General features: G+C 58.9%; 20 protein-coding genes. 11 read left to right on the top strand and 9 right to left on the bottom strand.

Annotation, left to right across the window (positions count from 1 at the left end):
- Positions 1–48 precede the first annotated feature (48 nt).
- A complete protein-coding gene (locus RRH01S_RS13215) occupies positions 49–1260 on the top strand; it encodes an acyl-CoA dehydrogenase family protein (RefSeq protein ID WP_012650393.1) in 1212 nt (403 codons plus the stop codon).
- A 70-nt stretch (positions 1261–1330) separates the two neighbouring features.
- Here the strand turns inward: RRH01S_RS13215 and RRH01S_RS13210 are convergent, their stop codons facing one another.
- Both RRH01S_RS13210 and RRH01S_RS13205 read right to left on the bottom strand, forming a co-directional pair.
- Positions 1331–2548 carry an SfnB family sulfur acquisition oxidoreductase gene (locus tag RRH01S_RS13210; protein ID WP_012650392.1) on the bottom strand — a complete coding sequence of 406 codons (1218 nt, stop codon included), beginning with the start codon at positions 2546–2548 and terminating at the stop codon, positions 1331–1333.
- 209 nt (positions 2549–2757) lie between these two features.
- Positions 2758–5091, bottom strand: a complete 2334-nt coding sequence (locus RRH01S_RS13205; RefSeq protein WP_042472044.1) for a glucose/quinate/shikimate family membrane-bound PQQ-dependent dehydrogenase — start codon at positions 5089–5091, stop codon at positions 2758–2760.
- Positions 5092–5445: 354 nt separating this feature from the next.
- On the opposite strand from RRH01S_RS13205, the gene RRH01S_RS13200 reads away from it, so the two are divergent.
- Entirely contained in the window at positions 5446–5634 is a 189-nt protein-coding gene (locus RRH01S_RS13200) for a hypothetical protein (RefSeq protein WP_041723609.1), read from the top strand.
- Between the two features lie 50 nt (positions 5635–5684).
- Here the strand turns inward: RRH01S_RS13200 and RRH01S_RS13195 are convergent, their stop codons facing one another.
- Genes RRH01S_RS13195 through RRH01S_RS13185 form a run of 3 tightly spaced genes read right to left on the bottom strand, consistent with a single transcriptional unit; the run spans position 5685 to position 8625 of the window.
- A complete protein-coding gene (locus tag RRH01S_RS13195) occupies positions 5685–6413 on the bottom strand; it encodes an esterase family protein (RefSeq protein WP_012650390.1) in 729 nt (242 codons plus the stop codon).
- Positions 6410–7369, bottom strand: coding sequence for an acetylxylan esterase (locus tag RRH01S_RS13190; RefSeq protein WP_012650389.1), 960 nt, complete (start codon positions 7367–7369; stop codon positions 6410–6412). Before RRH01S_RS13190 ends, RRH01S_RS13195 begins: the two co-directional genes overlap by 4 nt.
- A gap of 50 nt (positions 7370–7419) precedes the next feature.
- Positions 7420–8625, bottom strand: a complete 1206-nt coding sequence (locus RRH01S_RS13185; protein ID WP_007698130.1) for an ROK family transcriptional regulator — start codon at positions 8623–8625, stop codon at positions 7420–7422.
- A gap of 277 nt (positions 8626–8902) precedes the next feature.
- Here RRH01S_RS13185 and RRH01S_RS13180 point away from each other — a divergent pair, with 277 nt between their 5' ends.
- The 5 genes from RRH01S_RS13180 to RRH01S_RS13160 all read left to right on the top strand — a co-directional run bounded on the left by RRH01S_RS13180 (position 8903) and on the right by RRH01S_RS13160 (position 15349).
- Complete coding sequence (locus RRH01S_RS13180) at positions 8903–10174, top strand: ABC transporter substrate-binding protein (RefSeq protein ID WP_012650388.1); 1272 nt, start codon at positions 8903–8905, stop codon at positions 10172–10174.
- A 64-nt stretch (positions 10175–10238) separates the two neighbouring features.
- A complete protein-coding gene (locus tag RRH01S_RS13175; RefSeq protein WP_012650387.1) occupies positions 10239–11123 on the top strand; it encodes a carbohydrate ABC transporter permease in 885 nt (294 codons plus the stop codon).
- On the top strand, positions 11123–11974 hold the full coding sequence (locus RRH01S_RS13170; RefSeq protein ID WP_007698145.1) for a carbohydrate ABC transporter permease: 852 nt from the start codon (positions 11123–11125) through the stop codon (positions 11972–11974). Before RRH01S_RS13175 ends, RRH01S_RS13170 begins: the two co-directional genes overlap by 1 nt.
- A 67-nt stretch (positions 11975–12041) precedes the next feature.
- Entirely contained in the window at positions 12042–13187 is a 1146-nt protein-coding gene (locus RRH01S_RS13165; RefSeq protein WP_012650386.1) for an ABC transporter ATP-binding protein, read from the top strand.
- Complete coding sequence (locus RRH01S_RS13160) at positions 13184–15349, top strand: beta-galactosidase (protein WP_012650385.1); 2166 nt, start codon at positions 13184–13186, stop codon at positions 15347–15349. Before RRH01S_RS13165 ends, RRH01S_RS13160 begins: the two co-directional genes overlap by 4 nt.
- Before the next feature lie 69 nt (positions 15350–15418).
- On the opposite strand, the gene RRH01S_RS13155 is transcribed toward RRH01S_RS13160, so the two are convergent.
- The gene (locus RRH01S_RS13155) at positions 15419–15898 is read right to left on the bottom strand and encodes a GNAT family N-acetyltransferase (RefSeq protein WP_012650384.1); all 480 of its coding nucleotides are present in this window, start codon (positions 15896–15898) and stop codon (positions 15419–15421) included.
- Between the two features lie 649 nt (positions 15899–16547).
- Between RRH01S_RS13155 and RRH01S_RS13145 the strand changes: the two genes are divergently transcribed.
- The 3 genes from RRH01S_RS13145 (at position 16548) to RRH01S_RS13135 (ending at position 18673) form a co-directional block, all read left to right on the top strand.
- The gene (locus RRH01S_RS13145) at positions 16548–17426 is read left to right on the top strand and encodes a hypothetical protein (RefSeq protein WP_042472039.1); all 879 of its coding nucleotides are present in this window, start codon (positions 16548–16550) and stop codon (positions 17424–17426) included.
- Positions 17423–18127, top strand: coding sequence for a hypothetical protein (locus RRH01S_RS13140; RefSeq protein WP_034516400.1), 705 nt, complete (start codon positions 17423–17425; stop codon positions 18125–18127). The genes RRH01S_RS13145 and RRH01S_RS13140 overlap by 4 nt, the downstream gene beginning before the upstream one ends.
- Positions 18128–18235: 108 nt before the next feature.
- Positions 18236–18673 (top strand): hypothetical protein, encoded by a 438-nt coding sequence (locus RRH01S_RS13135; RefSeq protein ID WP_234711690.1) that lies wholly within the window; start codon positions 18236–18238, stop codon positions 18671–18673.
- Between the two features lie 177 nt (positions 18674–18850).
- On the opposite strand, the gene RRH01S_RS13130 is transcribed toward RRH01S_RS13135, so the two are convergent.
- Together RRH01S_RS13130 and RRH01S_RS13125 are read right to left on the bottom strand one after the other, a co-directional pair.
- On the bottom strand, positions 18851–20542 hold the full coding sequence (locus tag RRH01S_RS13130; RefSeq protein WP_234904837.1) for a M48 family metalloprotease: 1692 nt from the start codon (positions 20540–20542) through the stop codon (positions 18851–18853).
- A 203-nt stretch (positions 20543–20745) separates the two neighbouring features.
- Positions 20746–22659, bottom strand: a complete 1914-nt coding sequence (locus tag RRH01S_RS13125) for a DUF4034 domain-containing protein (RefSeq protein WP_234711695.1) — start codon at positions 22657–22659, stop codon at positions 20746–20748.
- 346 nt (positions 22660–23005) lie between these two features.
- On the opposite strand from RRH01S_RS13125, the gene RRH01S_RS13120 reads away from it, so the two are divergent.
- On the top strand, positions 23006–23413 hold the full coding sequence (locus RRH01S_RS13120) for a hypothetical protein (protein WP_234711688.1): 408 nt from the start codon (positions 23006–23008) through the stop codon (positions 23411–23413).
- 134 nt (positions 23414–23547) lie between these two features.
- On the opposite strand, the gene RRH01S_RS13115 is transcribed toward RRH01S_RS13120, so the two are convergent.
- Positions 23548–23835: a hypothetical protein gene (locus RRH01S_RS13115; RefSeq protein ID WP_007698176.1), complete on the bottom strand. Its 288-nt coding sequence runs from the start codon at positions 23833–23835 to the stop codon at positions 23548–23550.
- Between the last annotated feature and the right edge of the window lie 186 nt (positions 23836–24021).

Below are 24021 nucleotides of genomic sequence, written 5' to 3'. Positions count from 1 at the left end.
GCACGCCGCATCATCACTTCAAGCGATCGATGGATCGGGAGTTCGGACATGAGCAAATCCAATGTCGTCTTCGCCGCCAGCCATGGCACCGGACGGGACGCACTATTTTCAACCGCGACGGAGATTTCCGCCGATTTCGCCAAGCGTGCGGCCGAACTCGATCGCGAAGGGTTGCCGCCGCTGAAGGAGATCATTCGGCTCAAGAACTCCGGCCTCCTCAACGCGCTGCATGCGCCGCAGATCGGCGGTGGTGGTTTGAACTGGGTCGATGCGTTGAAGCTGGTGCGTATCATCTCGCGTGGCGAGAGCTCGCTCGGTCAGCTTCTCGGCTACCACTTCGTCAATAGCCAATATATCTATTGGGCGCTCGACGATGCCGCACGCGCCCATGCGCTCGGTGCCGAGACGGTGGCAAAGAACTACTATTGGGGTGCCGCCGTCAATCCGCGCGATCCGGGCCTGGAGCTTACGCGGCGCGGCAGCGCCTACGTACTCAACGGCCGCAAATCCTTCTCTACGGCCGCCCATGTCTCCGACTACATCAACGCCAACGCCGCGCTGGATGGCAAGGTCGCCAGCTTCGCCGTACCGACCAACCGGCCGGGCTACGTCGCCAATGACGATTGGGACAATATCGGCCAACGGCTCTCCGACAGCGGCACCGTCGAGTTCCGCGATTTCCCGGTCTACGAGGAAGATTTCATCGCGCCGCCCTCCGAACCGGATGCACCACCACCGGTGCTTTCTACTTTCAACACTCCGCTGATCCAGCTCGTCTTCGTCAACTTCTACCTCGGCACGGCCGAAGGTGCGCTCGAAGCCGCGCTCGACTATGTGCGAACGACAACGCGGCCCTGGGTTACGTCCGGTGTCGAGAAGGCTTCCGATGACCCCTATATTCTTGAGCGTGTCGGAGAGTTCACCGCTGCATTGAAAGCCTCGGCAGCCCTTGCCGACAGCGCTGCCGAAGCCGTCCAGGCCGCCCTTTCGCGGGGCAAGGATGTTACGGCGCGGGAACGTGGTGAAGCGGCGGCGGAAGCCTATGCGGCAAAGGTGCACGCCACCAATGTTTCGCTCGACATCACCTCGCGCGTCTTTGAGCTGACCGGCGCTCGCTCCACCGCGTCGAGCTACCGGTTCGACCGCTTCTGGCGCAACGTCCGCACGCACACGCTGCACGATCCGGTGTTCTACAAGGCCAAGGAAGTTGGTGAATTCGTCTTGAACGGCAAGATCCCGACCGTCAGCCTTTATAGCTGATCAGCATCCTCCCAAGATGCATGAAGAAAGGCCCATTCCGGTTTCCGGAACGGGCCTTTTCGTTGAGATCTTACAGCGCGCCGTTTTTCGGCGGCGTCACGTCGTTCAGATAATAGTTGCCGACGACATGATATTTCCAGCGCACGGGATCGTGCAGCGTGTGGGTGCGCGCATTGCGCCAATGGCGGTCCAGATTGAGCCCAACGCGGACGGACGACGTACCGGCCAGTTCGAACAGCGTGTTCGACGCCTCCAGCGCGATCTCAGTCGTCAACACCTTGGCCGCCGCAACAGCAAGCGTCGCCGCGACCACATTCGTTTCGCTTGGGTCGATCTGGGCGATATCGACCTTCCGTCCGGCGCGTTCGACGACAGCCGTGGCCGCCTCGAGACGAATGGCGATCTGCCCGACCTTCGCGATGGTCAGTGGATCGTCGGAGGCACGCTCGACGCCGCTATTCATCCAGGGGCGGGCATTTGTCTTCACGAACGCGACCGTCTCCGCAAAGGCGGCCCGGGCGATGCCGAGATCGACACCGGCATGGATGATCTGCCCGACGGAGCCGATCGTTGTAGGGCGTTCGAAACCCTTTTGATGGGAAACGACCGCGTCCGCCCGCACATAGACATTGTTGAGGATGGTGGTGCCGCTTCCGGTCGTTCGCTGGCCGAACCCGTCCCAATCGTCGACGATCTCGATACCCTCGGTGCCGCGTGGCACGAAGGACATGGTCAGTCGCTCCTCATCGTCCAGCGCGAACACCGTGATCCAATCCGCGAAAATGACGCCGGTGGAATAATATTTGCGGCCGTTAATCCGATAACCGAGCCCCTCACGAGTAATGAGCGTATTGTAGTGACCGACAGTCTTGGTGCCCTTTTCCGACAGCGCATTGCCGAACCGGTCGCCCGCCAATGCCCGGCCAAAGAAGAACCGCTTCTGCTCTTCGCTGCCGTCGTTTCGCAAGGCTTCCAGAATGTAGAAATGGTTCTGTGGTATCTGTCCGATCGAACCATCGGCCTCAGCGAGAATGGCGGTCACCTCGGCCAGGACCGCGTTGGAGACATCAAGCCCGCCATATTCGGAGGGAACGGTGATCGAGAGCAGGCCCGATTGCGAGAGCGCGTCGAGTTCGGCATGCGGCAGCAGCCGGTCGATATCGCGGCTGGAGGCAGATTCAGCGAATTGCTTCGCCAGCACGCGCGCCGTCGCGATTGCCTCTTCCTCGCTCGCCAGTCGGACTGCCACCGGGCGAATTCGATCCGTCTGTTGCACCGCTAGATCCATCTGAGCTCTCCTAATTTCAGCGGCTTATGGGTGCAGGATGTCGGCGCCGAAGATAAGGGCGTAAATTCTATAGATATACTGCATTATGAAAAGTTTTTCGGCCGGCAGCGCCGGGAGTCATCTGCACGCATTGACGGCGGTGGATTGCTGAAAAATGGCTCGTAGCCGTGGCAGCTGGAGAGCAACGACGTTTGCTCTCCACTTCCGATTCAAGGCAGCCGATAGGCGATGACATAGTCGCCGGGCTTGGTGCCGACCGAACCATGGCCACCAGCCACCATGAGGACATATTGCTTGTCGCCAGCCGTGTAGGTCATCGGCGTCGACTGGCCGCCCGCCGGCAGGCGGGCTTCCCAGAGCTGCCGCCCGGTCGTGACGTCATAGGCGCGCAGATAGTTGTCGACCGCAGCACCCAGGAACGCGACGCCACCCTTGGTGACGATCGGGCCGCCGATGCCGGGCACACCGACCTTGAAGGGCAGGGGCAGCGGCGTCATGTCATGCACCGTGCCGTTCTTGTGCTTGTAGGCGATCTTGCCGGTCGTGAGATCGGCGCCGGCGACATAGCCCCATGGCGGCGCCTGGCAGGGGATGCCGAGCGGTCCGAGGAACGGCCCCATAAAGACCCCGTATGGCGCGCCATCGTTTCGGTTCAGGCCCTGTTCGCTGCCTTTCTGATCCTGGCCTCTCGGCGGGATATCCGCGCGGGGGACGAGCCTCGAGGTGAAGGCGAGATAGGTCGGCATGCCGAACATGATCTGGCGCTCGGGATCGACGGCGACGCTGCCCCAGTTGAAGGTCCCGAAATTGCCGGGGTAGATGATCGAGCCTTCAAGCGACGGCGGCGTATAGCGGCCCTCATACTTGTACCGATGGAAGGCGATGCGGCAGGCAAGCTGATCGAACAGCGAGACCCCCCACATGTCCTTTTCCTGCAGCGGAGGCGGTGAGAAGGTTAGGTCCGAGATGGGTTGCGTCGGCGCCGTGTGATCCTCGGGAATAGCACCGCCGGGAGCCGGGATCTCCTTGAACGGAATGAGCGGCTCGCCGGTGCGCCGGTCAAGCACATAGATGTCGCCCTGCTTGGTCGAGGCGACAAGCGCCGGCACGACGGACCCGTCGGATTTCTTCATGTCGAAGAGCACGGGCTGGGCCGGCACGTCCATGTCCCAAAGATCGTGGTGTACGAACTGCTGCACCCATTTGAGCTGGCCGGTGTTGATATCAAGCGCTACCACGGAAGAGGAGAAGCGCTCGACATTGGCGCTGCGGCCCATGCCGAGCTGGTCGGGAACCTGGTTGCCGAGCGGGATATAGATCAAGCCCAGCGTCTCATCGACGCTCGATACCGACCAGCTGTTCGGCGAATTGGTAGTGTATGTCTGCCCAACCGGCAAGGGCGTGGTCTGATCCGGATTGCCGGAGTCCCAGTTCCAGACAAGCGCACCGGTCTTGATATCGAAGGCACGGATAACACCGGATTGTTCCTGGGTGGAGTAATTGTCGTTGACCGCCCCGCCGACGATGATCTTGCCCGCCACGGCGACGGGCGGCGAGGTTGAGTAGTAATAGCCGGCAGGGTTATATTTCATCCCGGTTTCGAGATGGAGCACACCCTGATCGGCAAAACTCGTGCAGACCTTGCCGTTGGCCGCGTCGAGCGCGATCAACCGCGCATCGGAGGTCGGCAGATAGACGCGCTCGGCGCAGGGTGCACCGGCGGCGGCTGCCTGATCGTGATAGTAGGTGACACCACGGCATGTCTGATGCTGGCGGTCCGGGTTCATTCCGGAATTGGAGTCGAACCGCCATTTCTCCTTGCCGCTGACCGCATCGAGAGCGATCGCCAGATTGTGCGGCGTGCACAGGTAGAGCGTATCGCCCACCTTGAGTGGTGTCACCTGATAGGTCGTCTCGCCGATATCATCAGGACGCTTCACGTCACCGGTCTGATATCGCCAGACCTCTTGGAGATTGGCGACATTCTGGACATTGATCTGGTCGAGCGGCGAATAGCGCTGGCCATAAGGCGTGCGGCCATATTGATGCCATTCGCCATTCGGCACATCGCCGCCCATCGGCGCGCTGGCCGCAACAGCTGTCGGAAGATCGCCGGAAAGATCGTGCGGATCGGTGGTCATCGAGTAGCCGGCAACGATGATTGCCACGAGCAACGGCAGGCCAAGCGGCCAGGGACTGGCGGCATATTGCACGCCGTCGAGGCTGCGGAAGCCGAGCGGGCGCCGTATCCACGGCGTCAGCAACCAAAGGCCGATCAGGATGATCAGGCCGCCGCGCGGCCCGAGCTGCCACCAATCAAAACCGACCTCCCAGATCGCCCAGCCAAGTGCCGCGAGTACGAAGATCGCATAGAGCCAAAGGGCGGCCGCCTTGCGTAGGAACAGCAATATCGCAGTCGCAAGAAGTGCCAGGCCAGCAAGGACATAAAAGAAACTGCCGCCAAGCAGGACGAGCCATAGCCCGCCGCCGCCGAGCGCCAGCCCGATAAGCGCCAGAACGAACGATGTGATTCCAATGGCCATGATCTACTCCAGTCTATTCGCCGAATTGACAGTGATTGATCGAGGATAAGCGGCAACGATTGGCCACGATCCTTGTTGGGGTCAGATGCCCGATGGCGCCGAAATTGGGGAAAGGAATGATTCGGGTGTGATGGCCCTCAGTGATTTCGTAGCGATCCATAGAGTCCCCCAAAACGAAATCGACTTTTCATCGTTGCAATGGCAGAAATGTTCCATTCCAGCGAGCATTTCAAGCGCGATGAGACGCAATCGAATTTATTAACGGACGTCGTTAATTTTTTAACAACTTTTGCGAATACTAATGGAAGCCGACGCAGGATCAAGGGGTTCTGCGTCACCGCTGGAGGAAACGCGATGAATTTGAAGATCGTCACCGCTCAGTCGGAAGTGGAAACCGATGATACCGGAACCTATCCGGACGGTCTGGTGGAGCAAAGTCGAGTCGACCTGTCCTTGAGCCGAGAACTGCAGCACCAAAGGTCCCACGAGCGTGACTACGGCGCCGGCAAACGAATCGCTCCGCTTCCGGTCGGCCTGGTATAAAAGGCTACGCGGGGAAACCCGCACGCATGAGCGCGGGCGAGGATCTTTCGTCATATGTACAGCGGCGTCATCTCGCGCCAAGCGCCCGCCCGATGGGCGCGTCCACCCCAGATATGCAGGTGATGATCGATCCGTTTGTCGGCCAGAAGCCGGCTGAGATGGCGATTGTTGTCGAGAAAAGGATCGGCGTCGCCAATGACCAGCACGATGTCGATCTCACGAAGCCTCTGCAGCCGCCGTTCGCAGGTAAGGCCCGGTAGAAAATGCGTCGGAGTGTGGAAATAGACCGTGTCGTCATAATAGCCGTCGAACAGATCTCCAAAGGATTCAACCTTCATCGTCAGATCATAGCGACCTGAAAAGGCGACGAGCTTGCGGAAGAGGTGAGGGTGCCGGAAAACGAGGCTTGCAGCCTGGAATGCGCCGAGGCTGCAGCCGTGCACGATAATGCAGTCATGGGGGTTTTTCTCCGCCATCAGCGGTAGAACTTCGTTCAGGATATAATCCTCGAAGGCGGCATGGCGGCGAATGCGTTCGGATGGGTGGTGCTGCAATCCGTAAAAACTCTCGGTCGCCAGACCCTCTATACAATAGAGTTGCAGCTCTCCGGCTTCCAATTTGCCGGCCAGGCTAGCGACAATGCCCAGCTGTTCATACTCCCAGAACCGTCCATCCCGCGTCGGAAACATCAGCACCTTGGCCCCGGCATGACCGAACACCAGCAACTCCATGTCTCGATGCAGTCGCTGGCTGTGCCAGCGCAGATATTCGCGGTTCATGGCACCTCGAAAAATCGTCTGACCTTTTCGTTGAGTAGTATATTTTGTTCCATGCAACCAGGATAGTCGAAATGGCCGGCGTCGAGGATGAATATTTCATTAAATTTCGGCGACGCGTTTGCTACAGCGAACTGGCATGGCGGCGCCACCGCCGGATCGAAAAGGGCGGGAGCAATGAGCATCGGCACCTTGATGCGGGCCGCCGCGCTTGCCGCATCGAACAGGCGCAAGCTCTCAAGCATGCTTCCGTGCTCTTTTTGGTAGGCCTGGACGGAATCGGCGCTGCCAACTGTCGGCAAACTCAGCCATAGTGACCGGTTCCCGAAGGTCGGCACCACCAGGTGTCCGCGATCGATCCGGGCATCGAAGGGGATCGCCAGAGCCCCGATGCCGCCGCCGAAGCTGATGCCGCTATAACCGATATGCCCTTCGAGCCACGGATAGAGATCGACAAGCGTCGAGACGGCGATCCACAGATCATCGACGCAGCCACCGATGATATAGCGATCGGGCTTGCCGATATCGTAGAGCACATGACCAGCCGCATCCGACGGAATTGGCGAACGGGCGCTGCGGGACAGACCGCGACAGCAAGGAAACAATATCGCCGTCTCTTTCACCGGCAGGTCCAAGTCGGGCAGATCCCTCCCGCCATAGCCATGGCCGACGACAAGGCCGCGCCGTACCTGTCCTTCACGAGGAAGCAGCAGCCAGCCGCCGATCGGAAACGAACCGGTCGACAAATAGGTGATGTCGAAAACATGCCAATCAGGATGATGCGTCTTGCTGCGGCGAAGCTTCGACTGCGGGTCGACGGCGATCGCACGTTGATATCGCTCCTTCCAGAAATCATCGAAGCCCGGCGGTGCGTCCGGTGGCTTGATGGCGAGGAGCTGTTCAAGCTCCATGCCGTAGGTGGGATCGAAGACAAAAGGGTGGCTTGTCGGAACGCTCATATGCCGGTTGTCTCGTGAAAGGGCGGGCGGCGCAAGACCGGAGTAGCGCTCTACGCGGCCGACGTCGTGCCCAGCGCCTCCGTGCTTCCCGTCGTGCCGCCAGATGTCTCGAAGTCGAAGAACTTCTGCGTGACGAGAGCCGCCGCTCCCCGAGCCCATGAATTGTCCTCCCAGTCCGGAAGCAGAGGCGGCGACGCGCGAAAGGTATGAGCGGCCAGGGTTGATCTCAACGGCTCGAAAAACGCCTCGCCGAACGATACGGCTTCGCCGCCGACGACGATCACTTCCGGGTCGGTGACATTGACAAGGTTTGCCAAGGCTTTTCCAATCCCGATACCCGCTTCTCTGAGGATATCGCCAACGGCTGCCTCTCCCTCTTCAACTGCATTAAGCATTTCCGGCAAACCATCGCTATTGCTACGATTTGTCGTCTCTCGCCAAGTCCGCAGCATCGAGGTCTGGGAATGATAGGCCATGAGACAACCGCGCTTGCCGCATTCGCAAAGACGGCCGTTTTCCTCATGCAGCGTATGCCCGAACTTGCCGGCGGCGCCATTGGCGCCACGATAGAGCTTGCCCTCGATGATCAGTGCGCAGCTGATGCCGACGCCGATGGCGAGTACTGCCATGTTGCGATGCTGCCGCCCGACGCCGAAGAGCTGTTGAGCGATTGCATAGGCGTTCGTGTCATCCTCCAGCCAGACAGGCACCTTGACCTTCTGCGCCAATATCGAGGCGAGGGGAACGTTATTCCAGTTGAAGCGATGGCTGCGCACGCAGGTCGCCTGGTCATTGTCGATGACGCCGGGCATGGAAATTCCAATGCCGGCGAGCTGTGCATTCGGCCGGGCGGCATATTGCACGAGCAAGGGAACCGCCGCGGCAAGTGTCTTGGCGACGTTTTCCGGATCGTGATCCGCAAGCGTCAGCCGCATGGATGCGAGGGGGCTGGTGGCGAGGTCGGTGACAACGCACTCCACGGAACCAACCATCAGTTTAAAGCCGATCGCCAAACCATTGGTATAATTGATTTCTACAGGAATCGGGCGGCGCCCCGAGAACCCCGCCACGGCCTTGCCTTCGGTCACATGACCTTCCTCGATCAGGTCCGCGATGACGAAGGTAACGGCGGCCGGGCTGAGGCCGGTAATCGTCGCGATCTCGGCACGGCTCTTTGGTCCCTCCTGCCTCAGCAGGTTGAGAATAAGCCGCCGGTTCATGGCGCGCGAGGTACTCTGGTCGCCTTTCAGCTTCACGATTTCTCTTTCTTAATTTTGTAAATTAATTATTGCGTCTGTTTCAGACTTATGCATAACTTCACCCGTCGATCAACATCCAGCCGTGTGCAAGCACGAAGAAGTCTGAATTAAGGGACTCACAGCTTCACGAACCCAAATATCCGGGCAGCACATTCGCTGCCTCGGCGGGTTTATTGCGGCCATGCGTCCGGAGGCAAACGGAAAACGCTCGGAGGGCGTCCCGCTGGCTCATCGGCTGAGGGTGGAGACAGGCGTTAAAACGGGAGGAATTCAAATGACTTTCAATTTGCTTGGAAAGCCGTCGAGTCGGCGTACCTTTTTGAAGGGGGCAGGGGCGGTTTCCGCCACTGCACTCGCGGGTTTTCCGATGCCGGCGATTGCGCAGGCACAGGACATCAATATCATTTCCGACGAGAGCAACGCCGATGGCTTGGCGATTCTGCGCAAGATCGGCGATGACTTCGGCAAGCAGGCCGGCGTCAAGGTCGTCATCAACAATATGGACCATGAGGCCCATAAGACCGCGATCCGCAATTATCTCGTCGCCGGCGCGCCGGATGTCTGCTTCTGGTTTTCCGGAAACCGCATGCGCGCTTTCGTCAAGCGTGGCCTTTTCGATGACATCTCCGATCTCTTCGAAAAAGAGAAATACAAGGACGTCCTTGGCGCGACGGCAGGCTCCGTCACCGTCGACGGCAAGCAATATGGCCTGCCGACCGGAGGAACCCTCTGGGGCATGTTCTATCGCAAGGATGTCTTTGCCCAACTCGGCGCTACGGCGCCGGCGAACTGGGACGATTTCCTGGCCTTCGGCACCAAGTGCAAGAGCGCGAACCTGACTCCCATCGCCATGGGTACCAAGGAATTATGGCCGGCGGCCGGATGGTTCGACCAGATGAACCTGCGCATCAACGGCCTCGACAAGCACATGGCGCTGATGAACGGCGAGATGAGCTATCTCGATCCGGCGCTGAAGCCGGTCTTCGATCAGTGGGAAACACTCATCAAGCAGGGCTTCTTCACGCCGGACAATACCTCCTTCGGCTGGCAGGAGGCGGGTGCGCTTCTGGCGCAGAAGAAGGCGGGGATGATGAACCTCGGCGCCTTCGTCCGTTATGCCTTCCCGAAAGAGGATCTCGACCAGCTCGCTTTCGCGCCATTCCCGTCGATCGACCCGAAGGTCGGCCGTTTTGAGGAATTTTCGCTGAATTCGGTCCATATCCCGGCGAATGCGAAGAACAAGCAGGGTGCCCGCGAGTTTCTGGCTTACTTCTACCGCCCGGAAAATCTCGGCCCCTATCTGGAGCCCGGTGGCAATATCCCGCCGCGCAACGACCTGCCGCCGAGCAAGGATCCGCTGGTCAACGCCGCCGTCGACGTACTGAAGACGCTACAGGGCACGTCGCAATATTACGACCGCGACAGCGATCCCGACATGGCGCAGGCCGGCCTCGTCGGCTTCCAGGAGTTCATGGCGAAGCCCGAACGGCGCAACGCCATCCTGCAGCGGCTCGAGGGTACGCGCAAGCGTATCTACAAGCTCTAGCTTTCCTCCCAGCGACCGAGAGGCGGGGCCGCGGCTCCGCCTCCCCATATCGATAGAGGATAAAATGATGACCTTTTGGCGCTACCATCGCTGGTGGCTCACCCCGGCTTTGCTGATTTTACCGGCCGCTATTCTCTTTTCCGTCGTGATCCTGTGGTCGGCGGTCGAGAGCGTCTGGATCAGCCTGCACGAATGGGATGGCTTCAGCCCGATGGTCTGGATCGGCCTCGGCAATTACGTCGAGCTGTTCAACGATCCACAATTCTACGTTTCCCTGAAGAACAACGTCATCTGGCTGGTCATGTTCATGGCAGCACCACCCTTGGGGCTGGCGATCGCCCTGCTGGTCAACCAGAAAATCCGCGGCATGCGGCTGATGAAATCTCTGTTCTTCATCCCGCTGGTGCTTGCCTCGGTCGCCGTCGGCGTCGTTTTCACCTGGGTCTACACGCCGCAACTGGGGCTGCTCGCCCTGATCTTCGGTTTCTTCGGCGCGACCGCACCGGCGCTGCTCTCCAATGAGCATCTAGTGACCTTTGCCATCGTCATCGCCGCCCTCTGGCCGCAGATCGCCTTCTGCATGGTTCTCTACCTAGCCGGGCTCAATAACCTCAGCGAGGAGCTGATCGGCGCGGGCAGGGTAGATGGGGCGAGGGGCTGGAACATGTTGCGCCATATCGTTCTGCCGCAACTGACACAGGTCACCTTCATCGCCATTGCCGTAACCGTCGTGGGTGCACTCCGATCCTTCGACATGGTGTCGGTCATGACTCAGGGCGGGCCGTTCGGCTCCTCCGAGGTGCTTGCCTATCAGATGTTCGAGCAGTCGATCTTCTCCTACCGCTTCGGCTATGGCGCGGCGATCGCCTCGGTTCTGTTCGTGATCATGGCGGTGTTCATCGTCTGGTACCTCACGCGGATCATCCGCATCGAAGAAAGAGGGGCCTGATGTATCCGCGCCCGATCCCCGAAGACGCCATCTGGCAGCGTCGCTTCTATTTCACCGCCGTTCTCGCCATCCTGATCCTGTGGCTATGCCCACTGTTTGCCGTCATCCTCACGTCGTTCCGGTCTACGCAGGATGTGATGGGTGGGAACCTCTGGGGCTGGCCGACGCAGTTCGGCCTGATCGACAACTATACCTCCGTCTTCACCCAGACGCCGATGGCGCGCTATTTCCTCAACAGCCTGATGATCACCATACCCTCCGTCATCGGGGTGCTGGTCATGAGCACACTCGCCGGCTTCGTTCTGGCGCGCTACCGCTTTCGCGGCAATATGCTGGTCTTCGCGCTCTTCGTCGGCGGCAATTTCCTGCCCTATCAGATCATGATGATACCGGTGCGCGACCTGATGGTGCGGATCGGTCTCTATGACACACCGGCGGCGCTGATTATCTTCCATATCGCCTTCCAGACCGGCTTTGCGACGCTATTCATGCGCAACTTCATCGCAGCCCTGCCGGATGAATTGTTCCAGGCGGCAAGGGCAGAGGGAGCATCGCCGTTCCAGACGCTCGTGCATGTGGTGATCCCGCTGGTTCGTCCGGCACTGGCCGCGCTCGCGATCCTGATCTTCACCTTCGTCTGGAACGACTATTTCTGGGCCGTGGTGCTGACGGTGAGCGATACGGTCAAGCCGGTGACTGCCGGGCTTGCCAATCTGCGCGGCGAATGGGTATCCGCCTGGAACCTGATCTCGGCCGGCACGATCATCGTCGCCGTGCCGCCCGTCATCATGTTCTTCCTGATGCAGCGGCACTTCATCGCCGGGCTCACCATGGGGGCGGTGAAAGGATGATGACCTTATCCGATTTGATCACCAATCCCGCCCTTTGTGCCAATCCTTCCTTTGCGAGCCGAAAAGCATGACCAGTCTCGAACTTCGACACGTCAACAAGAATTACGGCGCCTATCATGCCTTGCGCGGTATCGATCTTTCCGTAGAACAGGGCGAGTTCATCGTCATGGTCGGGCCGTCCGGCTGCGGCAAATCCACGCTGCTGAAGTCGATCGCCGGTCTTGAAACCATCTCCTCGGGCCAGATCATGATCAATGGTCGCGATGTCAGCACGGCGGAGCCGGGGGATCGCGGCATCGCCATGGTGTTCCAGTCCTACGCGCTCTATCCGCATATGACTGTCGCCGAAAACATGGGTTTCGGCCTGCGCATGGCCAAACGGCCAAAGGCGGAGATCGATGCGGCGGTGGCGCGTGCCGCCAAGATCCTGCGGATCACCGATCAGCTTGACAAACGCCCGAAGCAGCTTTCCGGCGGCCAGCGCCAGCGCGTCGCCATCGGCCGCGCCATTACTCGCTCGCCGGAGGTCTTCCTGTTCGATGAACCGTTGTCGAACCTCGATGCCGCACTACGCACCCAGATGCGCGTCGAGCTGAGCGGCCTGCATGCCGAACTCGGCGCGACGATGGTCTATGTCACGCACGACCAGGTCGAGGCGATGACGATGGCGAGCCGGATCGTGGTTCTCAATCGCGGCATCATCGAGCAGGTCGGGTCGCCGCTGGAGCTCTACCGCAACCCGGACAATCTCTTCGTGGCCGGTTTTCTCGGCGCGCCGCGAATGAACTTCTTTCCTGTGACCGTCGATCAGGTTTCCGGAAGCAGCGTCACCGTTTCCGCCCCGGGCCTTGCTCCGATCACGGTGGAACTGGCAGCCGGCGCCTCGGTCCAGAAGGGAACGACCCTTACCCTCGGCATCCGGCCGGAAAACATCGCCGTTTCCGACGTTACATCCGCAGGTGCCGCGATCTCGGGCCAGGTTCGGCTTGTCGAGCATCTCGGACGAGAGACCATCCTCTATGTCGATGCCGGAGAGCTGCAATGCGTTAGCTCCGAAAGCGGCACCGGCAACATCACCGTGCAAATCGGCCATGTCACCGGCGTTGCCGCCGACGCGCCGATCAGCCTCCGCATCGATCCGCGCGAGGTCTATCTGTTTTCCGCCAATGACGAGCGGACCATCACGGTCCGCAAGCCAATTCTCGACAAATGATCCTTCAGGAGCCTGATACCGTGTCAGTCAATACCAGCACCAAAGACCTTTCCGTATGGCGCACCATCAAGACCGACAGGTTTCTCGTCGGCACGCCGCATTATCCGGAACATGTCGATGAAAGCTATTGGGAGCGCGATGCCGAGCGCATGGCCGAAGCCGGCTTCAATGTCGTCCGTCTCGGCGAGTTCGCCTGGCATATCTTCGAGCCGAAGCTCGGAACCTTCGATTTCGATCTCTTCGATCGCGCCATCGCGGTCCTTGCGCGCCACGGCATCAGCACCATCATGTGCACGCCGACCGCAACACCGCCACGCTGGCTGACGGCGGCCCATCCGGAAGTCCTTCGCGTCGATGGCAACGGCCGGACGATGAGCCATGGCTCGCGCCAGCATGCCGATACGGCAAGCCCTGTCTTCCGCGAGCACAGCAAGCGCATCACCAAGGCAATGGCCGAGCACTATCGCGACAACCCTGATGTCATCGGCTGGCAGACGGACAACGAACTCAACACCAGCATGCCGGAATCCTTTTCTGCCGCCACGCTGAAGGAATTCCAAGCCTATCTCGCCGACAAATACGGCACGATCGACAAGCTCAATTTCGCCTGGGGCGGCGATTTCTGGGCGACTGCTTATGATGATTTCGGCCAGGTGGTTCTTCCCATCGATTTCGGACCGACTTTCCCGAGCCCGGGGCATCTGCAGGATTACCACCGCTTCCTGGCTTTCTCGACGGCGCGTTTCCAGCACGATCAGGTGGAAATCCTGCGTGCAACCAAGGCCGATTGGTTCATCTTCCACAATCTTGGCGGCCTGCGCGATATCGACTTTCGCGGCCAGTTCTCCACCGACCTCGATTTCGTCGGCTACGATATTTATCCGATGCTCTATGACGAGTTTCAGCGCATCGGCAACCACGCCAAGGTGCAGGCCCTGCATCTCGACATCTGCCGCGGCTTTTCGGGCAACTACATCATCCCGGAACAACAATCCGGCTTCGGCAGCCAGCCCGGCTTCTGCACGCTGACACCGGAGCCCGGTGAGATGCGCCGCATGGCGATGTCCTCGGTTGCGCGCGGCGCCGATGGCCTGATGTTCTTTCGCTGGCGGCCGGCGCATTTCGGTGCTGAAATCTACTGGATGGGCATCATCGACCATGACGACGTGCCGCGTCACCGCTATGACGAGGCAAAGCGCTTCGCCACCGAGATGACGGCACTGAAGGACAAGCTCCTCGGCACCCATGTCCGCATGGACGTCGGCATTGCCGGTTCCGACTTCGACAATCAGGAGGCACACAAGACCTACTCGATCGGCCTGCCGAGTCCGCAGGACGACGCCGTGCTGTTGCACCAATATTGCTACGATCGCGGTATCGCCTGCGGCTTCATCCATCCGGAAGACGATCTTTCGCGGTTGAAGCTGCTCTATGTTCCGCATTGGGTAATGTGGAAGGATGGCTGGACCGAGCGGCTGGAAGCATTTGCGCGGGGTGGGGGCACTGTGATTATCGGCGCGCGCACCGGCACGCGCGATGAAAACAACCACGTCATCCGCGAAGCGGCGCCGGGTTCGTCGCTGACGCGACTGACCGGCGTCACCGTCGAGGATTTCGGCCGGCTGGCAGCACCCGGCGCCAATGGTCTTTTCGATGTTATGTCGCGCTCAGGCGGGCTGATGATCCCGCCCAATCGTCCGGCCGAATCCCATCGCCGCGTTCGCCGTTTCACCATCGGCAACCGCGAGCTGGAAGGCGCTCATTTCTATGAGAACCTGGCGGTCGCCGACGATGTCGAGGTGGTGGCGACCTGGTCGAACCGCTATGCCGAAGGCGTGCCGATGGCAACGTCGCGCAAGGTCGGCAAGGGCAGGGTGCTCTATCTCGGCACGTACCTGACCGCCGATCTGACGGCAGCGCTGGCCGACCGCACCTTCACGGATGCAGGCGTCGAACCGCTGATCGCCGATCTGCCGGATGGCGTCGAAGTGACGATGCGCCAGAACGATGAAAGGCATCTTCTGTTCGTCCAGAACTACACAGACCAGCACGCGGAACTGACCAACGTCCCGCACGGCGTCAATCTCCTCGACGGCGGCAAATCGGTGTCCGGAGCATTGTTGCTCGAAGCCTATGGCTGCGCGATCGTCGAGTTGGGGTGACGATCAACCGGAACGAGGCGATCGGCTGTATTATGGAGCCTGCCGATCGCCTCGTATTAACGTCGCTTTTCAGCTATCGGCAAAGGCCTTCAGTGCGTCGCCGGCCAGCCGGTAGCGTATCCATTCGTCCTGCGGCTCTGCGCCAATCGAACGATAGACGCGGATGGCCGGCTCGTTCCAGTCGAGCACGCTCCATTCGAACCGGCCGCAGCCTTTCTCGACCGCGAGCTTCGCCAGATATTTCAACAGCGCCTTGCCGGCGCCCGATCCGCGCTTCTGTGGGGTGACGTAAAGATCCTCGAGATAGAGACCATTGCGGGCAAGCCAGGTGGAATAGGTGTAGAACCAGACCGCGAAACCCACCGGTTCGCCATCGATCTCGCAAATGACCGCATGGGTGACGGATTGCGGGCCGAACAAGGATTGCTCTATGGAAGCCGTCGTCGCCTCGACCTCGTGAGCCGCCTTTTCATATTCCGCCAGTTCGCGAATAAATCGCAGGATGAGTTCTGAATCGGATAGCTGCGCCGGGCGTATCGTTATCGTCATTTTCGTTCATCTGTCGCTTCGGCATTTGCCTTGCGCATGGCGCAGTCGGCAAGTGCGCAGTTCATGACTATAGCGGATTGCGTGTAAGGGTTACGATCGATGAAGGCAAGCTATGCCGGTAGCGTCGCGACGAGATTTCGGCAGAGAATTCCTCGCAGTCGAATGTCAAATATTCCTTCAGATTCACCCGGTTGAGTAATCCGTACCGCGCCATATACTTAACTGGAAAGAGCGGTTGGAAATCGCCCCATTCGCTTCAAAAGCCGAATGATCACAAGGGAAACATCGAGAGGGAAAGTCCCATATGCTGCCTCCGCAATCCGTTTTGAGAAGCAACCCATGAAAATACCCGCGCAATATGAGGAACTTGACCTTCTCCGATACGATAGCCGATGCAGAGGGGAAGTTAGGACCGCCAACCAAAGTCGGCCGGTATGATATCCATGCCTGGGAACTGCCTGATTTCAAATTGACCATACACTGGAAGAGCCCGAACAGCATTCGGGTGATTTCGTACTGGATGAAACAAAGGGACTGATGGAGTGGTGCTCCCTTCGGCGAAAATAGAAGGGACGTGATATGACACAGCGTGGGTACGCGCGTCGCCAAAGTTCTCGAAGCCGTCGATTGAAAACCATAGGAAGCCCGAATGAATTCAGTGCGTCGTGGCGTTCTCGCATTTTTGGGCGGTCTTATCCTGGGAAAGCCATCTCTTGGTAGAGCGTCGAGCAAACAGCCGGCCTTTACCGCGTCCCGTTCCAGCTACACGCCGCGCCATGTGCTTTGCTTTCTCGGCAAGGAGAATGGCCTTGCAGCGCTCCAGCAGAGTGCACGCGCCGCTATCGACCTGTTTGCCGATGACTTTACCGTGGACAAAGAATTTTCGCAGGACGAGCCGGATGATCGGATGGAGCGATCCTTCAATGTCTGCTGGGATCGCGTTGATCCCAACGCCTATCAGGAGATGGATGAAGACGCGGTCGCCGGGCACGGGTCGGTGCTCTACGTGCTTGGTCCGTCCATGACGGCGGACATAGCCGTAACCACATCCGCAAAAGCCTTGATGTTTGTGCAATACATGCTCGATCATGGTGCGATCGCCGCAAAGGGCGAGAGTGCGGGCGTCGCTCATGGAGTGCGGCGATGGAAGGAGCTTTTCGAACAGGCGCGCGACGCGGCAGCATCGCATGATTTGCTGATACTTGCGAGAACTTGCCGTCTCGCCCTTGCGCGCCGCCCCATCGGCGATGATGCTGAGGGGATGGCAAGCGTCGGGTTTCATCTGGTCGGATTGCCTGATGTGCTGGTCACCTTTGCCCGAAAAGATAATCACCAGCCGTCCACCAATGCCGAACAACTCAAGATCGCGGCCCTGATTGATGACATCGCCGATGAAATGACACGGGAAGGCGTTGAGACAGCCTTGGCGGATCGTAAGGCCACTCTAGCGGACGACACCCGGTACGAAGAGGATGGATACAAATTCAATCCGTTTGGAGTGACGAGCATTCAAGAGAAAAAGCTTTGACGAAGAAATTGTTGAAACTCGCTCTCGTCCTGATGGTTACGGTCATCGGCGCTTCCTTTCTTGTTCCGAACTACCCTGATGCTCCCGTGGAAACGAACGAACCTGTCGTTGCGCTCAACGTCAGCAGTTCGGGTGAACGCCTGCTCCTGCGGACACTTGTTCACGATTACGATTTTCTAATGCCGCCAAACCGTTTGAACGAGCTGTCGTCGACACGATATGATCAGCTCAGCTCGCTCGGTGGAACGAGAGCCTATCTCGGCACGATAAGGGTGCAGTCGACGGGCATGGCAACGAGCAAGATCAGCATCATGCTCGGCGGCTATGATTCCAGTCTGAGCGAAACAAAGAAAGGCGTCTTGCCTGACGATCTCAGAGCTGACCTGGCAGCGCTTGGCTTCGTGCCTTCCAATGGAAATGTCGCCGGCGATTTCGACACGCCGCTTTACATGGTCTGGAGCACCGAATTGTCAGGGCGGCAATACCCCGTAAACAGTCGCGAGGCGTATACCGGAATAGATCTGACGGCACCAACGGCATCTGAAGTCTTGGTCACCTCTGACGATCAGCCGGCATTGGAACGGAACCGCCGGCTCAATGCCATGTTGCGACCGTTGACGGCTCTGAGAGAGGGGATGGAGACCGCAGCTCTCGTGCTTTTCATGATCGTCATCGGAGCAAATCCTACGCCCGGCGGTTAAGGTTGCCGGGATCGTGTTGGGGCTAGCTCAATGAGTGTGTGGAGGATAGCTTCGTCAGTGCTGACCGAATAACAACCTGTATGCACCGAGACCTCTGGGGATTTGGATATGATCTGGCTGGATGTGGCACCTGAACAACCAATGGACGCCACACTCATAAAAAATGCGCTGGCTGCGGTGCTGCGTGTGGACACAAGCGCCATCGAAGTGGTGAACGACCTGTCACAGGCGCAAGACAAGGCGGTATTATGCGTCATCCATGAAGGCGACGGATCCGACTTCTCTCAGGTCGTCTCGATCTACGTGACGGAAGAGCTGACACCACCAAGCCTACTGGAGCGCGGCTCACAGATCGCCAAGTTCGTCCAGACGGCGGTGCTGTTGCCTAACGATGAAAGTGCAAATCCCTATTCATTCGTACTTGCATCTCCCTCAGGCTCGCTGGTCAATGTTCTGGTGGATGCAGACCAGCTCGATCAACACGACCGCTATGTGATCGTGGCCTATGACGGAGCTCCGGGATGTGCTGAAGGAGGCAACACTTGATGCAGCCTCTGACAAAGCCCGATGCGATCCGGATTCAATTCGAAGCAGGAATTGTGAGATCACGCGACGATCTTTTCGCGGCCTGCTCCAATGAGGAGGAGCGCTTCGACTGCTTCGCCCGCCTTTGCGGGTATCGGGCCGGAGAAAGTCAGCGCCGACAAGGCGACAAAGTGGCCTTCAATGGTGCGCCGCAGCCGAACCGGCTTGGGCAATCAAGCTGCCGGTCGTGCAATGCCCCGGAATTTGATCGTTCGGCCCGATAAAACGAACCTCCAGATAGAGATGCAACCGCGCCTGCAAACGCTCGAGCAGCCTCTTGCAGGCGGAAGCATTGACATCGTCCTCTCCGGTCAATCTGCCCACCAGACGCATGAACCAGCTGTCATAGGCCTGTACATACAGGAACCACCGGGGCGGGCTTGCCGTATCCGGCGGCGTGTCGCGGCAAAGCCATATGGCGCGCGCATGCTGGAAAAGCGGCTGAAGCGTGCCTTGCAGCAAGGCGAGTTCGGACGCATCCATCCCGTGGGGGAAAAGACCTTTGGATACCGATTGACCTACATCTTCGCCAGCCCACAATTGATCGGCGATCTGTCGATGGTGCTCCGCCGCTGGCTTGTCGCCCAGCCGCAGGTAGAGTTCGCAAAGATGGCGATGAGCCTGATATTCGGAAGAGGAGGAGTTCTGGCTGATGCGATGCCATATGGAAATCGCGCTTTGGATATCGCCGCTTTGCTGTAGATCACCGGCTTTAAGCTGAAGAAGTGCCGGATCTTCGGGGGAATGCTGCAATCCTTGTGCGACGGCCTCGGCGCGAAGCGTGCCTGCCGGATCAAATGTCTCTGCCAGTCGCGCCAATTCCAACCAGTCCTGCTCGTCAAACACCTGCTGTTCGCGACGCTGCAGGAGATTTGAGAATTCGCGCTGTTGATGCGCTCGCCACTCCTTTGCATCCCGCCAGCCTTGTTCCGCGGTTTCGCGCCAATCGGCATCAAGCTGCGCGGCGATACCAGAGGCTTCCGCCCCCAGCCAATCTGCGGCCGCCGAAGTCTCGTCGAGGTGCCAGGGCAGATGATCGGGAAGCGGGTCTGCCGGATCAAATCCTGTTGCCGCGATGCGCTCGAAAAAGACAGGATGCGTGCTGTGACTATCTGGCTCCTGGCAGAGGCTTTCGTGCAGCCAGACGGCTGCCTGCGCGCCGTCGCGCGGATGACTGTTCGCTGGTTCCGTCAAAAGCTGCGTAAATGGCCGCGTCCGAGCGATGTCATCACTACCCGCTAGCGCAAATATATCCGGCCAAAACCGGGTAGACATAGCTCTTTGCCGCAATGCCAGGGCGGCTTCTGCGTCGAATGCGATATCGTTGCCGCAAACCGCAATCGCCTGCGCATCGGCAACCATCTCGCAACGGCGTGAAAACTCCAGTGTCTCGCGCATCATGCGGGGCACGTACCAGGAGAGAAATAGTCTGAGCGGCGCGGTGATCAGACGATGATTGCGCTCATGCAAGTCGCCAAGCGCCGCCCAGCGTTGACGCGTCACATAGGCCCAACGCGCAAAATGGCCATGCTGCCGGGAAATATGCGCGTATTCATGCGCGATGACGACTGCGGCTTGCTTTCTTGTCAGCAAGGCAAGAAGCGGCAAGCCAAGCACCAGAATATGCTTCGGCTGACCGGCACGGGACCCTGTCTGATAGATGGAGGCATTGAGCTCGGCGTTGATATAGACGGCCGTGAAGGCGGGCGCATCGCAGACAAGCCGCAATCGTTCAAGCTCGCCAGCCAGAGCGGGAACCTTGCCGAGATCCAGCGATATGCCATTCGATACCGGTGGCGCCGGCACTGCCGCATAGGCACGCAGAACCATCAGCCCGTAAAACACCCATGACAACGACGGCAAGGCAAGAAGCACCAGCAGAAGCCGCGAAGGCAGCCACAATGCAAGCAGGAGAGGGGACAGGACCAGCACGGCTCCGCAGACGAGCAAAGATACATCGCCAAAGGCGAGCCAGATCAAGGCTCGCCATCTGCCTTCTTGCGGTGATGGAAGGGGAGTGGCCATGGTGACGCTTATTTTGGCGGGAGATGCTCGCTTGAAAGTTTCTTGCCGAGGAAGAAGGCTTTCAACGCTCGGCCTGCCATTTGCATTCCCGTCGATCCGTAGACCTGCGTTTCCATCCATTCCATTGTCGAATGGTCGGGAAAAAGTTCCTTGTAACGGTCGAACCACTGCATGGCGACAAACTCGCTTTTGGGAACACCGTCGCCGTATTTATATGCCAGGACGACCTGGCCATAGGCCTCACCGGCAATGTGGTCGTCATGGTGGGTAACAAGGGATTTCATCGCTGCGACGGCCTGCTCCTTTTCCTCCGTAGTTCCGTGACGCCGCTCGACGCTTGCGACCCTGATCATTGCCATTTCCACGCCGCCATGCATCGCCCCGACATAAAAATTGCGGACGCGTTCGAAATTTTCCCGGGCCGTCAGATCAATATCGTCAACATTTTCAAGGCGCCATGCATAATTGTGCAGCGCGACCGCTTCACCGTCCTCGACGGCGAGCTCGAGCCAGTGATCGGCTTCCTCGCCGTCAAGCAACTCCGGATCGGTATCAGGCCGGATCCCTCTTGTGATGTCGTACATGCTTGCTGCGGCGGAGTAGACGCGTCGCTCGGCAAATGCGCGGGTAAGATAGGTCGCCTCCTTTTGAAACCCTCCGTCCCACATCATCCGGCAAGCATGCATCGGCGAAAATTCATCCGGTTCATAGAGCGGCTCGAGCTGCGCTGCCCGGTCGATCAGCCGTGTGGCAATCGCCGGATCGGCCTTGATCCCCCACATGCCGAACTGCCACGCGAATGCTGCGACAGTGAGCATCGTTGGTTCATCAAAACGGCGAACGGCGGTTTGCAGGACGCTGGCATAGGCACCCTCATGATCCTCGAAATGCTTGATCAGCATCACATTGGTGAAGTCGCGAAACGGGCCATCAATGGCAGGGTAGGTTCCGGGCGGCTTGCAATAGCGAACGGATTCGACATGTCGCTGATGCGCGAGTTCCCCATCGGCGAGCGAGTAGTTGGTAAAATTGGCGTACTTGCCGAGTGAAATGAACCGCAAGCGATCGGAGAGATCCCGGGCCAGCCAGTTCTTGAAAATCTTCTGTCTGGCCGCGATCTCGCGAGCGTCGCCCGGTTGCGGATATTCAGGGAGCGTCAATGCATCCTGAATTCCCGGCCAACGGACGGAATTGCGTTCCTGTTCGCTCAGTGCGGAACACAAAGGACCTGTGGCGAATTTTTCGACCTCTCCATCACGACCACCCCATCTGGGGCTCAGGTACTGCGCGTAATCAACCAGGATCTCCGGCCATCGCGGTCTGAGAGAAAGGCAGTAGCGCAGCCAGTAAAAGCCGGAGTTCTCGAGATCATCCTCTTTCGCGGGCGGAAGAGAGGAGGGAAGCCTCGCCGTTACAACGCCGGGCGGCTCTAATCGATGTCTGGCAAGCTGAGCACATGCCGCCTCATAAAGGTCCGGCTCAAACTCCTCGCGCTGCATGGTTTTTTCAGCAGGCAAGCCACGGAACAACGCATCGACGAAGTCTGGCTGACCTAGATACTGGCTGATCTGCATCATCGTTTCCCCGGCAAGCGCCGGTCGCTCCGAGAGCGCCATCGCCTTCAGCAAATGCTCGGCTGCGGTTACGCAAGCCATGTGGGCGGCGACCCATTGGTCCTCACCAACCTCGGATGCCCAGGCTGCCGTGCGGATGTCGCAGGCCCGGCGAAAATAATAGTGACCGAGAATTTGCCTTGCATGATAGGAGCCTGGATAGGCTTGGATCCAGCCATTCAGCAATTCAAGCCTGAGGGCCGCGTCGACGCTGGCATTGTCAAAAAGGCCGGAGCTGGTTGCGAGGAACGTGTAGCGGTCATCGGGCAAATCACCAGGCTGCCACCACGCCGCTTCGAGCGCTGCCATGATGTGCTCGACCTCGTCGAAACGCCGCTCAAGCGTCGCCTTTCGCAGGTCTTCCTGCTGGCGCAGCCGAGCCCATTCAGGACCATCCAACGGCAGGGGAGGCGAGCTTGTGATTGTCTGCATGCGTGGCTCCTCAACATGTTTAGCGGACCATGATCGTCATGGTAGATCGTTGCCTGGGACGAAGCCGGGCCGCCGCGCGTCCGATGTGTAACGTGAATGCGTCGCCAATTTCAACCACTGGCCGTACTATCCAAAGGCGACGCCGAGCAACACCGTCCCGTCGTGCGATGTCAAATCGTTCACGCTGGATGGCCAAGGCCAGGTGAATGGCCTAGATACATCGTTGAAATCGGATGACATTGATCGCGGGTGTATGGAAATAGATACTCGAATTATCATCCTGATCGCAGCGACCTTGCTTGGCAGTTCCGCTGTGGCGCAGGACCGGCAGATCACTGACCTGAAAATCGTGGCCTTTCGCTCCGAGGCTCCCGATCGGTGCCGCAAGTCCGATGTCGCCTTAACTGCTGCGAAGGCCCGGGCGTTCTTCAAGCGCGCAAAACAGATCGACGCTAGAATCCTGCACGACGATTATGATCTTGCGCCCTGTTACATGGAAGGAACGCTAAAATGGGGTGGGGAAATGTGTGACTGGAAGATCCGGGCAGGTGCCACAGGCCATGTTCAATGCAGCAAGCAGGAAATCTACTTCGCTTGCGAGGCCTGCGGCGATCTGTTCGATCAAAAATAACGCTTTTTGCTCCACGCGGCTCATCATCCGGGAGCAAGTTTAACTCCGTGGGAACCCTTAAATGGGGCGACCCGAAATCGCGGGTGTGCCTCCGAGACCATGAAAGGGGCAGATCGGCGGATGCGTTCTTCGCTCTACTTGTTCTTCAGAAGCCAGATCTTACCGGCCATGGTTATAGCGTACGCGTCCTTTCCGGCATCATCGTCGACGTGGAGACGTTCAAGAAAGCCGGGCTCTCTCAATTCTTCCAATGTCTTGTCGCTGATGAATTTGATTTTCTGCGGCCGTTCTTTCCAACGGTCGGTTTTTGCATAGGTCACGGTTGCGTTCTGGTGCGTCCACTTCTTCGCCGACTGCGGATAAAGATCTCCTTGCTGCGCAAGTTTCAGTCCTGCGATCTGTGACGGTGTTAGTTCAATCATTGGCGCGAAAAATCTCCATCGCTGTTTCTATCGAGCGCACTTAACACAAAAGACGGTCGAGTGTTTCGCAAAAACACTTGTTTCCGGAGAATCTCTGCCAAGTGTGGCATGGCCGTTTTCTAGGGAGGGGATCAACCTCCGTCCTATTTGCAAGATCAGGACGTTTCAACTTAGCTGCCACATATG

Origin of the sequence: Rhizobium rhizogenes NBRC 13257 (assembly GCF_000696095.1) — a bacterium.
Classification (GTDB): Bacteria; Pseudomonadota; Alphaproteobacteria; order Rhizobiales; family Rhizobiaceae; genus Rhizobium; species Rhizobium rhizogenes.
The sequence above is the reverse complement of the archived record's forward strand: the minus strand, read 5'-3'. Positions and strand labels throughout refer to the sequence as shown.

Bases quoted from the DNA above. Each gene is read 5' to 3' on its own strand.
- RRH01S_RS13135 (WP_234711690.1), top strand. From the start codon at position 18,236: ATGATCTGGCTGGATGTGGCACCTGAACAACCAATGGACGCCACACTC.
- RRH01S_RS13115 (WP_007698176.1), bottom strand. From the start codon at position 23,835: ATGATTGAACTAACACCGTCACAGATCGCAGGACTGAAACTTGCGCAG.
- RRH01S_RS13155 (WP_012650384.1), bottom strand. From the start codon at position 15,898: ATGACGATAACGATACGCCCGGCGCAGCTATCCGATTCAGAACTCATC.
- RRH01S_RS13130 (WP_234904837.1), bottom strand. From the start codon at position 20,542: ATGGTTCTGCGTGCCTATGCGGCAGTGCCGGCGCCACCGGTATCGAAT.
- RRH01S_RS13145 (WP_042472039.1), top strand. From the start codon at position 16,548: ATGAATTCAGTGCGTCGTGGCGTTCTCGCATTTTTGGGCGGTCTTATC.
- RRH01S_RS13160 (WP_012650385.1), top strand. From the start codon at position 13,184: ATGATCCTTCAGGAGCCTGATACCGTGTCAGTCAATACCAGCACCAAA.
- RRH01S_RS13215 (WP_012650393.1), top strand. From the start codon at position 49: ATGAGCAAATCCAATGTCGTCTTCGCCGCCAGCCATGGCACCGGACGG.
- RRH01S_RS13200 (WP_041723609.1), top strand. From the start codon at position 5,446: ATGAATTTGAAGATCGTCACCGCTCAGTCGGAAGTGGAAACCGATGAT.
- RRH01S_RS13210 (WP_012650392.1), bottom strand. From the start codon at position 2,548: ATGGATCTAGCGGTGCAACAGACGGATCGAATTCGCCCGGTGGCAGTC.
- RRH01S_RS13195 (WP_012650390.1), bottom strand. From the start codon at position 6,413: ATGAACCGCGAATATCTGCGCTGGCACAGCCAGCGACTGCATCGAGAC.
- RRH01S_RS13165 (WP_012650386.1), top strand. From the start codon at position 12,042: ATGACCAGTCTCGAACTTCGACACGTCAACAAGAATTACGGCGCCTAT.
- RRH01S_RS13125 (WP_234711695.1), bottom strand. From the start codon at position 22,659: ATGGCAGCGCTCGAAGCGGCGTGGTGGCAGCCTGGTGATTTGCCCGAT.
- RRH01S_RS13205 (WP_042472044.1), bottom strand. From the start codon at position 5,091: ATGGCCATTGGAATCACATCGTTCGTTCTGGCGCTTATCGGGCTGGCG.
- RRH01S_RS13180 (WP_012650388.1), top strand. From the start codon at position 8,903: ATGACTTTCAATTTGCTTGGAAAGCCGTCGAGTCGGCGTACCTTTTTG.
- RRH01S_RS13190 (WP_012650389.1), bottom strand. From the start codon at position 7,369: ATGAGCGTTCCGACAAGCCACCCTTTTGTCTTCGATCCCACCTACGGC.
- RRH01S_RS13170 (WP_007698145.1), top strand. From the start codon at position 11,123: ATGTATCCGCGCCCGATCCCCGAAGACGCCATCTGGCAGCGTCGCTTC.
- RRH01S_RS13175 (WP_012650387.1), top strand. From the start codon at position 10,239: ATGATGACCTTTTGGCGCTACCATCGCTGGTGGCTCACCCCGGCTTTG.